Source organism: Romboutsia sp. (assembly GCF_035470145.1).
Taxonomy (GTDB): domain Bacteria; phylum Bacillota; class Clostridia; order Peptostreptococcales; family Peptostreptococcaceae; genus Romboutsia_D.
This window is the reverse complement of record NZ_DATIRC010000338.1, coordinates 1-10,233: the sequence shown is the minus strand read 5'-3', so window position 1 is coordinate 10,233 and position 10,233 is coordinate 1. Positions and strand designations below refer to the sequence as shown.

Genomic DNA, 10,233 nt, shown 5'->3' with positions numbered 1-10,233 from the left:
TTATAATAGGAATAATAATGGCGGTTATAATTACATATTTTGTGGCTCTATATTTAACTAAAAAAGCATTAGTACCAATAGAAACTGCTTGGAACAATCAAGCTAAATTTGTTCAAGATGCATCTCACGAACTTAGAACGCCTATATCAATAGTATCATCAAAGCTAGAAAGTATGCTGAAATTACCAGACAATACTATAAGTGATGAGGTAGAAACTATAGCAGATGCAATGAAAGAAACAAGAAGAATAAAAAAAATGATAAATGATTTATTGTGCCTCACAAAAGAAGATGCTATTACTAAAATAAGTATAGACTCTATGAATATACAAAACCTACTAGATGAGATTATAAGCGATTATATAGACATAGCTCAGGTACAAGAGAAGGAATTTAGCATAAATTTAGAGTTAAAGAATAAAATAATTATTACAGATAAAAATAAACTAAGGCAGTTAATTGTTATATTTATAGATAATGCATTTAAATATACAAAAAAAGGAGACAAAATCTTAATAGAAGTTAAGGAAAAAGGAAGCGATATGAGTTTATCTATTATTGATAGTGGTATAGGAATAAAGAAAGAAGAAATACCCTATATATTTGATAGATTTTTCAGAAGTGAAAATGTAAGAAATAAAGATATAGATGGTTCAGGAATTGGATTATCTATTGCTAAAATGTTATGTTCAAATCTAAACTTTAAATTAAAGGTAGATTCAAAATTAAATGAATATACAAAATTTGAAATAATAATCCCGACCAAGTAAAATAAATTGTTTAAAAGTACGTATGGGGGGTATATAAAAAATATATATAAATAATAACTATCTTATACTATAATACATAGTATAAGATACAAGAATATTTAGGAGGGTAAAGAAATGGCTAAAGTTATAAGTACTGCACAATTTAGAGGGGACGTTGAAGCTAGTAAAGGAGTAGTTGTAGTAGACTTTTTTGCAACTTGGTGTGGGCCTTGCAAAATGCTAGCTCCAGTATTTGAATCATTAGGAGAGGAAATGCAAAATGAAGCTAGATTTGTTAAAGTTGATATAGATCAAAGTTTAGAGATAGCACAAAAATTCAATATATCTACTGTACCAACAATGATGATATTTAAAGATGGTAAACCAGTAGAATCATTAGTAGGATTTATGCCTAAAGAAAAAATAAAGGCTAAGGTTAAATCACATTTATAATATGATAGGTGGTTAATATGAGATATGATATAGCGATAGTTGGTAGCGGTCCTGCAGGACTATCTGCCGCAATAAATGGAAAAATAAGAAATAAAAGTATAATAGTTTTTGGAAATGAAAATTTAAGTAATAAATTAGTAAAAGCTCCATCAATAGATAATTATTTAGGATTTTATGATATAAGTGGAGATGAATTAAAAGATAAATTTAAAGAACATATAAACAATATGGATATTGAAATATCTAATAAAAAAATAAATAATGTTTATGCAATGGGGCAATATTTTGCACTAATGTCAGGAGATGAAATGTTTGAAGCAACTACTGTCATATTAGCAACAGGTGTAGAATATGGAAAGCCTATTAAAGGTGAAGAAGAATTTTTAGGTAGAGGTGTAGGGTATTGTGCAACATGTGATGCACCTTTATATAGAGACAAAAAAGTAGCTATAATAGGATATAACAAGGAATCAGAGGAAGAAGCTAATTTTCTAAATGAAATAGCATCTAAAACGTATTTCATACCTATGTATAAAAATGAAGGTTTAATGAGGGCTTCAAATGATTTAGATAGCTCAATAGAAGTTATAAATGATAGACCAGTACAAATACATGGTGATAACCTTGTAAATAAGGTTACTTTTAAAGAAAAAGAAATAGATGTGGATGGGGTATTTGTTATAAAAGATAGTGCATCTCCAAAAGCGTTAGTTCCAGGTATTGAAACTGATGGACCACATATTAAAGTAGATCTTAATATGAAAACAAGCATAGAAGGATGTTTTGCTGCAGGAGACTGCGTTGGTAAGCCGTATTCTTATATCAAATCAGCGGGACAAGGACAAATAGCAGCTTTAAGTGCAGTTGCATATTTAGATAAATTAAAGATAGAGCAAAAAAAACAACAGAAACAATAATAGTAAAACTCTAGGAAAATTCCTAGAGTTTTTTTATTTAAAATTAAACTATTAAATAAAAATATAAAAATAGAGTTGAAAAAAATAATTAAGAGTACTACAATTTAATTAAGTAATTACTTAATCAAATAAGGGGAATAATAAATAAATCAATGAAAAATTTATCGAAAATATTTAAAGCCCTAAGTGATGAAACTAGACTCAATATACTTATACTAATATCTAAAAGAAATATATGCCAAAAAGGGATTTCAAAGTATTTAGGAATATCAGATTCAGCTGTTTCACAGCATGTAAAGGTTCTTAAAGAAGCTCAAATAATATATGGATATAAAGAAGGATACTATGTACTTTATCATATTAATAAAGATATATTTGATAAGTGTATAAATTTTATTAATTCTTTAGGGAATGAGTCCAGTAACGAATTTATAGAGATAGCAAAATTTAATGTAGGTAACATAGGTTGTGCATCTAATTGTAAATCTATGAAAAAATGCTGTAGTAGAAGGGAGCAATAATTATGAAAATTTGTGTACCAGTAGAAGTAAACGAGGGATTAGATAGTAAGCCATTTGGTCATTTTGGATCAGCACCTATGTTTGTTGTATGTGATTTAGAAAGTAAAGAGATAAGCACAATAAATAATGGTGATTTAGGTCATGAACATGGTAAATGTCAACCTATAAAGGCTTTATCAGGAAATGTAGTAGATGCAGTTGTAGTAGGAGGAATAGGTCAAGGAGCTATAGTAAAATTAAACTCAATGGGTATAAAAGTGTATAGAGCACAAGGAGAGACTATAGGAGAAAACTTAAATTTACTTAAAGAAAACAAACTTCAAGAGTTTCCAACAAATCATACATGTTCACATGATGGTTGTGGGCATCACTAAAAAGCAAGTAGAGCTAGGAAATATTAAATCCTAGCTCTATTTTTATAGCACATAGGAAATTATATTCATTTTAAAACTATGGATAAATATAATTTTCGTATATGTGCTTCAAAAAAGCCTTCCTTATAAATCTTCAATTGAAGTCTTTTTTATATTTCTTTAGATGTAGTTTTTGCAATTTCTATTTCTTTTAAAATGTCATCTAATTCTTTATTTATTCTTAAAAGCTCATTAACATTAACATTATAATTTAAGAATAAATATTCCGCCATGTATGTTATATTATTAACCTTTTTAGCAACATCTATAAATAAATTAAAATTACTGCTATTTATAGCAGTACGAAATTTCTGCAGATCTTTCTTTATAAAAGATACTATTTCATACTCATCAGAAAAAACACCTTGAGGAATAGGATAAGGTTTTATTCGTTGTAAAAAATATTTATCCTGAGTATTGATATTATAAGAATAAGATATTTCGACATCGTCACTTAATTTGAATGTCATAAAGTACAATAAACCTCTTATTTTAGTTACATCAGATGCACCCATTTGGCGTAATAGTATTTCTATTGTATCACCTTGAGCATTATTTATATTCATAAAAACATCACCTTTCTAAATAACTAGAATTTTATTATTAAATAAACTGTAGAAATGATTATGGTTAAAATCATAATAGGAAATCCTACTTTAAAATAATCCTTAAATGTTATAGGATGACCATGTTTTTGCCCGACATTAGCTAAAACTATATTTGCAGAGGCTCCTATTAAGGTACCATTTCCACCCAAGCATGCACCTAATGAAGTTGCCCACCAAAGAGGCATGACATCTATCCCTTGTGACTCCATAGTTAGAATGATGGGAATAATAGTTGCTACAAATGGAATATTATCTAAAAATGAAGATACTATTGCAGACAACCATAATATTATTAACATAGTAAGCACAAGATGCCCCTCAGTAGCGGTTATTAGTGCAGTTGCTAAGTTGTTTATTATACCTACTTCTTGAAGTCCGCCAACTATTATAAATAACCCAATAAAAAACACTATTGTAGACCATTCAATACTTGCTAATATTTCATCTATATCTTGTTTGCCAATCAAAAGTATAACAGTAGCGCCTGTTAAAGCTATTATACTAGACTCGATGTGAATAATACTGTGAAGTGTAAATCCTAAGAGTATAAAAATCATAACAACTATGCTTTTAATAAGTAACGTCTTATCTTTAATAGCTTTATTTTCATCTAAGTTTAAAATATCTTGTTTATGAGATTCATTAACTATAATTTGTTTACTAAATATGAACTTAAAACAGAGTATAATGATAAAAAGTAAAACTATTACGATAGGTCCTAAGTTAACTACAAAATCTGTAAAGCTAAGATTAGCAGCACTACCGATCATTATATTAGGAGGGTCCCCTATAAGTGTTGCAGTACCTCCTACATTTGATGAAATAATTTGAGACATTAAAAAAGGAACAGGATTAAGTCCTAAGATATGAGTTATAACAATTGTCATAGGTCCGATTAATAAAACTGTTGTAACATTGTCTAAAATAGCAGACAGTAATGCTGTTATAATGACAAAACTAATCATAATTTTCCATGGATCGCCATTTGCTTTTTTTGCTGTTAAAATAGCTATATACTCAAATAGTCCGGAATTTTTTACAACAGCAACAAAAAGCATCATGCCTATTAAAACGCCAATAGTATTAAAATCAACATGACTTAAACCAACTTCTGCAGGAAGTATGTTAAATAAAACCATAAGAAGTCCACCACCTAAAGCAGCCACGCACCTGTTGATTTTTTCTGAGATAATAGCTATCATGACGAGTGCAAATATAAGGATAGCTATTATTTGTTGAGTTATCATTATTACCGCCCTCCCTAGTATTAATATTTGTTTGATAAATAAATAGTAGTACTTTTTAATACAACTTGCAATTAAAGTATATAAAATTTACAAAAGAGGAAAAATAAATAGAATGCTTTTTTATATAAAAAATCTAATATTAAGTAAAAGAATATTTTAAAATATTATAAAAAAATCAGATTTCTGAAAAAAATGCAACCTCGAAATAAAATTATGCATTTTAGGGGTTGAAATGTAGTTAAATAAAGCATATAATGAATATAAAATAAAAATAAATTCATTATACTTATTAATCACTTATTTTAAAAAATTTAGTATTTAATAAAAGTATTAAAATAAGGAATTTTCATAAGTATTTTTATAACAATTTAAATTATAATTTTTAGGGAGGTTTTAAAATGGAATTATTAAATCAATTGGTACTTAGCATTAACGATATTATATGGACATATATATTAATTGCAGCGCTAATAGTACTGGGAATCTATTTCACGGTTAAGACAAAATTTGTACAATTTAGAAATTTAAAAGAAATGTTTAGGCTTTTAGGTCAAGGTGCATCTAAGGGAGATAAAAAAGAAGGACAAGTATCTTCATTCCAAGCATTTTGTATAAGTACAGCATCAAGAGTTGGAACAGGAAATATAGCAGGGGTTGCTATAGCAATTGTTGTAGGAGGACCTGGATCTGTATTTTGGATGTGGCTTATAGCTTTAATAGGATCAGCATCAAGTTTTGTGGAAAGTACATTAGCACAGATATTTAAAGTAAAAGATGGTAAAACTTTTAGAGGTGGTCCAGCTTATTACATGGAACAAGGTTTAGGAAAAAAATGGATGGGAACTACATTCTCTATCCTTATAACAATCTGTTTTGGATTTGTATTCAATGCAGTGCAAGCTAATACAATAGCACTTTCATTTAACGCTGCATTTGGAATAGATAGATTAGTGATGGGTATAATACTTGCAGTAGTAACAAGTATAGTAATATTTGGAGGAGTTCATAGAATAGCCAAAGTGTCAGAAGTTATAGTTCCTATATTGGCAGTGTTATATATATTAGTAGCTATATTTGTAGTTGTAACTAATATAGCACAACTTCCTAATGTATTTAAATTAATATTTGAAAATGCCTTTGGATTTAGAGAAATGTCAGTAGGTGCAATGGGTGGTATGATATTAGCTGGTATAAAAAGAGGATTATTCTCAAATGAAGCAGGTATGGGTAGTGCCCCTAATGCTGCAGCAACAGCAGATACATCACATCCTGTAAAACAAGGTTTAATACAATCTTTAGGAGTATTTACAGATACAATAGTTATATGTACATGTACAGCATTTATAGTACTCTTATATTCTGATTATGCAACTAGCGGACTTCAAGGTATAGAGTTAGCTCAAGCAGCTGTGGTTCACCATATAGGACCAATGGGTAGTACATTCATTGCTGTAGCTATATTATTATTTGCATTTAGTTCTATAGTAGGAAACTATTATTATGGAGAATCTAATATAGAATTTATGAGTGGAAGCAAAACTACTTTAAATATATTTAGAGCATGTGTTGTAGGAATGGTTTTATTTGGGGCATTAACTCAAGTAGATATAGTTTGGAATTTAGCAGACTTATTCATGGGACTTATGGCTATAATAAACTTAATAGCAATATCACTTTTAGGAAAATATGCATTCATGGCATTAGATGATTATGCCAAGCAAAGAAAAGCAGGTATAAAAGATCCTGTGTTTGATGCATCTAGTATACCTGGACTTGAAAATGTTGAGTGCTGGAATAATAAAAAAAGAACAAAAAAAATTAGATAGAAAAGACTCCCATATATGTGGGAGTTTTTTAAATATCTTCAAAGGTTTCTAGGTATTTACAAAACTCTTTAAATTCAGTTATAGTTTTTATTTCTTGCAAATTTCTAATATCTATTATTATATTACTAGGTTTATGTAGAAGAAATTCCATATCAAATAATTCGCATTCAGTAAATCCTTTTTTAAAACTATATTTATAAGGTTTATATTTATTAAGATTACACTCGAAGTATTTTATTTTTGCATAACATAGTTTATGTATATTAAATAAAAGAGCTAAAGTAGAGTGCTTTAGAGCAAACTTATGAGAAAAATATTTTATAGTATGATATTTGTCGTGCTTAAATTCCCAAATAAAATCATCATTTAGAGAAAGAGAATATTTTTGCATTAGTTTATGCTTTTCAGATGTAAGCTTATTTATATTTTTAAATTTCATAAACCCTCCAATTTATAAATATTCAATTGATAGTAGTTGTTATTATATATTAAAGTATAAAGTTTAAAATGTATAAAATATATATTTTATATAGAATATTATATTAGTATAAATAAAAACAATGTATAAAAATGAAGGCTTAAATACAGTGGCTAAAAAGATTACTAATATGTTAATATAGAATAAGTAAAAATTAAAAAGGAATGAATAAAAAATATAAAAATGACTACAATTCAATTGAACATAAGTTCGTTTAATAAGGAGATTAATATATGAATATGAAGCCTTTAGATATATTATATAAATATTATGGATATACAAGTTTTAGAAAAGGGCAAGAAAATATTATAAATTCAATAATAAACAAAACAGATGTACTTGCCATAATGCCAACAGGTGGAGGTAAATCTATTTGTTATCAAGTACCAGCTTTAGTATTAGAAGGAATAACAATAGTAATCTCTCCATTAATATCACTTATGAAAGACCAAGTAGATACCTTAAAAACTATGGGTATTGAAGCTGAACTTATAAATAGTTCTCTTTCAGCCAATGAATATAACTTAGTGTTAGAAAACATAAAAGAGGATAAATACAAAATAATATATGTAGCACCAGAAAGGTTAGATAGTTTAGATTTTATAAATTTAATAAAATCTAAAAATATAAGTCAAGTTGCAATAGATGAAGCACATTGCGTTTCTCAATGGGGACATGACTTTAGAGTAAGCTATAAAAGAATTCCATACTTTATAAGAAGCTTAGAAACTAGACCTATAGTTACTGCTTTTACAGCAACTGCGAGTAGTGAAGTTAGGGAAGATATTGAAAAAATATTAAATCTTAATAATCCAGATATTTATATAACTGGCTTTGACAGAGAAAATTTATCTATAAATATAGTTAAATCATCATCTAAAAATAGATATTTGCTAGATTATATAGAAAATCATAAAAATGAGTGTGGAATAATTTATGCAGCAACTAGAAAAGAAGTAGAAAGTATTTATGAAGGATTATTAAAAAGAAATTGTTCAGTATCTAAATATCATGCAGGATTATCTACAGAAATTAGAAAAGAAAATCAAGAGAACTTTATAAATGATGATATAAAAATAATGGTAGCAACAAATGCCTTTGGTATGGGTATAGATAAGCCTAATATTAGATGGGTTGTTCATTATAATATGCCACAAAGTATAGAAAACTATTATCAAGAAATAGGTAGAGCAGGAAGAGATGGAGAAGACAGTGAATGTATTTTGCTATTTGCTCCAGGAGATATACATACTCAAAAGTATTTAGTGGAAGTTGGTATTGAAAATCCTGATAGAAAAAGAGTTCAATATAAAAAACTTCAACAAATGGTAGACTTAGTTTATAGTAATATGTGTTATAGAAAAAGTATATTAAATTACTTTGGAGAAAGTGTTGAAAATGATTGTAATAATTGTAGTAACTGCTTGAATGAAGGTGAAGTAGTAGATAAGACATTAGATGCACAAATGGTTATATCGTGTATTGCTAGAATGAAAAGAGGCTATGGAGCTACTATGATTATAGATGTCCTTAGAGGCTCTAAAAATAAGAAAGTATTAGAACTTGGATTTGATAGTCTATCTACATATGGAATAATGAAAAAGTATTCTAGCGAAGATTTAAAAACATTTATAAATACCTTAATATCTCATGGATTTTTAGAAATAGTAGAAAACATAGGTATGAGAGGAAGTTATCCAACTATAAGATTAAATGAGCAATCAATGAAAGTTATAAAAAAAGAAATTAAAGTTGAATTTAAAGAAGCTAAGGTTACTAAATCTAAATATGTAGAAAATGAATTATATGAAAGATTAATAACTCTAAGAAGTGAAATATCTAAAAATGAAGGAATAGCGCCATATATGGTATTTGGAGATGCTACTTTAAGAAATATGGCAAGTATATATGCAACAACTAAAAATGAAATGATGAACATATCAGGAGTAGGGGAAATTAAGTATGAAAGATATGGTAAGTTGTTTGAAGAAGTAATAGAAAAATATTTAGTAGAAAAAAAAATAGATAAGGTAAGTGTGTTAAGTAATATAGAAAACACAAAAGGAAATAGTGTTAAAGATAGCGAATACTTTGAAGTTAGCACAGATAAAAAATTATATGAAAAATTAAAAGATTTTAGATTAAGTGTATCAAAATTAGAAGGTGTTTTACCTTATATGGTACTTAGTAGTAATACTCTTAAAGAAATAAGTGGAAGATATCCAATAAATGAAGATCAACTTAAAGATATAGGCGGAATAGGTCCTGTTAAGATAAATAAATATGGAGAAGATATTATAAACATAGTAAAAGAATATATCAATGAAAATAATATAAATCATAAATGGGAAGATAAAAAAAGACTTAAACTTATTTTAGATGGAGATAATAGAAAAAATGATGAAATAGTCTTAGATTTATTAAATCAAGGCAAAGATATAAAAGATGTCTGTGAAGAAGTGGAAGTGTCTATATCAACTGCTCTGGGATATATTTGTGATTATATAAAACAGAGACAAGGAATAAAGTTTGATATAGATGTAAAATCCATGTACTCTGAAACAGAAAAAGAAATGATATTAGACGCATGCAATAGGTTTGGAGATGAAAAGGTAAGTGCTATAAAGAAAGTGCTACCTGATTATATAAAGTATGAAAGTATAAGAGCTGTAATACTTGAAAAATATATGGAGAATTTAGCATAATTACAAAAGAGATAGTTTGTTTTATAAATAGGCTATCTCTTTTTACATACAAGAAATTTATAAAATTTTAGTATATAACAAAGGAAATGAAGTATAAATATAGAATTTAAGATTAATTAAAAGTAAATGGGGGAATTAGGGTGAAGAGATGGTATAAACTTAATTTAAGCTTAGGGCTAATGGGAATCTTAATTTTTATTGCTAGTATGATGTTTTTTAAGAAAGTGCCTCTATTTTTACTTCCAGCTATGTTTGGATTAGGCATTGCTTTTAAAAGTTTTAAAAATATTTATAAAAATGAAGCCCCAAATATAAA

Annotated in this window: 10 protein-coding genes; 7 read left to right on the top strand and 3 right to left on the bottom strand. The window is 27.5% G+C overall.

What is annotated here, in order from left to right:
• From VLM92_RS13630 to VLM92_RS13610, 5 genes are all read left to right on the top strand, one after another.
• Positions 1-770: HAMP domain-containing sensor histidine kinase (locus VLM92_RS13630; protein WP_325276878.1), on the top strand; the 770-nt coding region annotated here is incomplete at its 5' end.
• 114 nt (positions 771-884) lie between these two features.
• Entirely contained in the window at positions 885-1,202 is a 318-nt protein-coding gene (trxA, locus tag VLM92_RS13625; RefSeq protein WP_325276877.1) for a thioredoxin, read from the top strand.
• 17 nt (positions 1,203-1,219) lie between these two features.
• A complete protein-coding gene (locus VLM92_RS13620) occupies positions 1,220-2,119 on the top strand; it encodes an NAD(P)/FAD-dependent oxidoreductase (RefSeq protein WP_325276876.1) in 900 nt (299 codons plus the stop codon).
• Positions 2,120-2,271: 152 nt separating this feature from the next.
• Entirely contained in the window at positions 2,272-2,640 is a 369-nt protein-coding gene (locus VLM92_RS13615) for a winged helix-turn-helix domain-containing protein (RefSeq protein WP_325276875.1), read from the top strand.
• A gap of 2 nt (positions 2,641-2,642) precedes the next feature.
• Positions 2,643-3,014 (top strand): NifB/NifX family molybdenum-iron cluster-binding protein, encoded by a 372-nt coding sequence (locus tag VLM92_RS13610; protein ID WP_325276874.1) that lies wholly within the window; start codon positions 2,643-2,645, stop codon positions 3,012-3,014.
• 149 nt (positions 3,015-3,163) lie between these two features.
• On the opposite strand, the gene VLM92_RS13605 is transcribed toward VLM92_RS13610, so the two are convergent.
• Positions 3,164-3,619 (bottom strand): hypothetical protein, encoded by a 456-nt coding sequence (locus VLM92_RS13605; RefSeq protein ID WP_325276873.1) that lies wholly within the window; start codon positions 3,617-3,619, stop codon positions 3,164-3,166.
• A gap of 23 nt (positions 3,620-3,642) precedes the next feature.
• Entirely contained in the window at positions 3,643-4,908 is a 1,266-nt protein-coding gene (locus tag VLM92_RS13600) for an ArsB/NhaD family transporter (RefSeq protein ID WP_325276872.1), read from the bottom strand.
• A gap of 398 nt (positions 4,909-5,306) precedes the next feature.
• Here VLM92_RS13600 and VLM92_RS13595 point away from each other — a divergent pair, with 398 nt between their 5' ends.
• Positions 5,307-6,734 carry an alanine/glycine:cation symporter family protein gene (locus VLM92_RS13595; RefSeq protein ID WP_325276871.1) on the top strand — a complete coding sequence of 476 codons (1,428 nt, stop codon included), beginning with the start codon at positions 5,307-5,309 and terminating at the stop codon, positions 6,732-6,734.
• Positions 6,735-6,762: 28 nt separating this feature from the next.
• Here VLM92_RS13595 and VLM92_RS13590 read toward each other — a convergent pair whose 3' ends face one another.
• A complete protein-coding gene (locus tag VLM92_RS13590; RefSeq protein ID WP_325276870.1) occupies positions 6,763-7,173 on the bottom strand; it encodes a hypothetical protein in 411 nt (136 codons plus the stop codon).
• A 272-nt stretch (positions 7,174-7,445) separates the two neighbouring features.
• On the opposite strand from VLM92_RS13590, the gene recQ reads away from it, so the two are divergent.
• Complete coding sequence (gene recQ / locus VLM92_RS13585) at positions 7,446-9,917, top strand: DNA helicase RecQ (protein WP_325276869.1); 2,472 nt, start codon at positions 7,446-7,448, stop codon at positions 9,915-9,917.
• Positions 9,918-10,233: the final 316 nt, after the last annotated feature.

Excerpts from the sequence above, each read along its gene's own strand:
- VLM92_RS13610 (WP_325276874.1), top strand. The coding sequence starts at position 2,643 with ATGAAAATTTGTGTACCAGTAGAAGTAAACGAGGGATTAGATAGTAAG.
- recQ (WP_325276869.1), top strand. The coding sequence starts at position 7,446 with ATGAATATGAAGCCTTTAGATATATTATATAAATATTATGGATATACA.
- VLM92_RS13600 (WP_325276872.1), bottom strand. The coding sequence starts at position 4,908 with ATGATAACTCAACAAATAATAGCTATCCTTATATTTGCACTCGTCATG.
- VLM92_RS13590 (WP_325276870.1), bottom strand. The coding sequence starts at position 7,173 with ATGAAATTTAAAAATATAAATAAGCTTACATCTGAAAAGCATAAACTA.
- VLM92_RS13620 (WP_325276876.1), top strand. The coding sequence starts at position 1,220 with ATGAGATATGATATAGCGATAGTTGGTAGCGGTCCTGCAGGACTATCT.
- VLM92_RS13615 (WP_325276875.1), top strand. The coding sequence starts at position 2,272 with ATGAAAAATTTATCGAAAATATTTAAAGCCCTAAGTGATGAAACTAGA.
- trxA (WP_325276877.1), top strand. The coding sequence starts at position 885 with ATGGCTAAAGTTATAAGTACTGCACAATTTAGAGGGGACGTTGAAGCT.
- VLM92_RS13605 (WP_325276873.1), bottom strand. The coding sequence starts at position 3,619 with ATGAATATAAATAATGCTCAAGGTGATACAATAGAAATACTATTACGC.
- VLM92_RS13595 (WP_325276871.1), top strand. The coding sequence starts at position 5,307 with ATGGAATTATTAAATCAATTGGTACTTAGCATTAACGATATTATATGG.